Origin of the sequence: Pseudomonas sp. YuFO20 (genome assembly GCF_035064975.1) — a bacterium.
GTDB classification, from domain to species: domain Bacteria; phylum Pseudomonadota; class Gammaproteobacteria; order Pseudomonadales; family Pseudomonadaceae; genus Aquipseudomonas; species Aquipseudomonas putida_AE.
Genome location: NZ_JAXDEO010000141.1, coordinates 1 through 1,437 on the forward strand (window position 1 = coordinate 1; position 1,437 = coordinate 1,437).

The following is a 1,437-nucleotide window of genomic DNA, read 5'->3' on the forward strand; positions in this document are numbered from 1 at the left end:
AGCGGTTAAATGGTGCCTGCTCGGATGAGAAATCCAGCTCAAACAGGACAGTAACGCTCTGCGTCCCGCTGTCGACACCTGCGCAATGGTGACGCGGAGCCTCACGGGATGCATTCCCACGCAGAGCGTGGGAACAATCAGTAAAAGAAGGATGCGCCCTGTGCTTCGCTCGTCGATTTTTACTACGACAAAGCCACCCGAAGGATCTCGACTGATGCGTCTCGTGCTCTTGCTTTTTTGCCTGCTGCTGGTTGCCTGCGACACCAGTAACCCTCCTTCTTCTTCGACCGAGAAAATGCCCTTGAACCCTTTAACTGAAGCCAAGGCCAGGATGGCTTTTAACTGTGTGCACGAGCAGATACCTGAGGCTCCCGCGGAGGCCGATGTGCTGTTCCGCTACGCGCGCTGGTTGCAAAAGAATAACCAACTCAAACAGGACAAGACTGTCGATGGAGAGATCGAACGTCTATACCGCATCGCCAGTGAGAACGGACACTACAAGGCCAATATCAATCTGCAGAACGGTGCGATGCGCGGTTTCTTCAAACTCCGTGGTGAAGAGCATTTGCGCATGAGTGAGCAACTGATCGACGCGGGCGTGGCAGCGGGATATTACTTTGTCGGCATTTTTCTGCAGCATGGTTCGGCCGGGTTGCAGCAGGATCACGAAATGGCGTTGCGTTACTACCGCAAGTCCGCCGATCAAGGGAATGCACAAGGCCAGACATATATCGCCGACAAGTTAGCGCCGATCAACATTGCCCCGGACGTTGCCCGGCTAATGCGCCGTTGTGCTGGGGAGCAAGGAAACGGTAAAGCTGCAGGAGCACTCGGTGTTGATTTGTCGATAGATGGGCATTTTCAAGAGGCACTCGAAGCATTCCAACTTGGGGCAGCTGCCGGTGATAGTACTTCGGCTTCTTTTTTGACCGAGGGCTTCCGTGGTCCGGAGCCGGATGATCGGCTGTACTACCTGGGCCAACAAGAAGACCTCGAACGCGCCGATCGCTACAAAAAAATCTGGAAAATCCTCTCGGACTACTCCTATGCCAATCCCAAAGTCCCCGAGATCAACGAGATCGTCCCGCTGCCACCCGCCGAGTTGCCCGCCTGGGACGGCAAGCTGCAATGGCTGGAAAAACGCCTGGCAAACATCCCACCAGAAAAACCCAGTGAAGCGCTGATTCTTAATTTGGCCAAGGCCAAAGCCCTCGATCCTGCCACCGGCCGACCGCTGCCGGATTCTCCCGGCTTCATCCAGGCTACTTCCCCCAGGCCGACCTGCAACAGCGGCCAAGCCTGCCCGCAGTCTGGCTACTGGAAAGCCGATATAGGTAACCAGTTTTTCTCGCGCCTCGAAGGTGCACAAATTCGCCGTTTCGAGAAGGGCGAAATCCTGCCAACAGTAAAAATCCAAAGGCACCACAGCCGCTTCTT

1 protein-coding gene is annotated in these 1,437 nt (G+C 55.3%); it reads left to right on the forward strand.

Features of this window, described 5'->3' with window-relative positions; translation table 11 throughout:
• Positions 1-214: 214 nt before the first annotated feature.
• On the forward strand, positions 215-1,437 hold a 1,223-nt coding region (locus SOP85_RS30955; RefSeq protein ID WP_323629398.1), incomplete at its 3' end, for an SEL1-like repeat protein.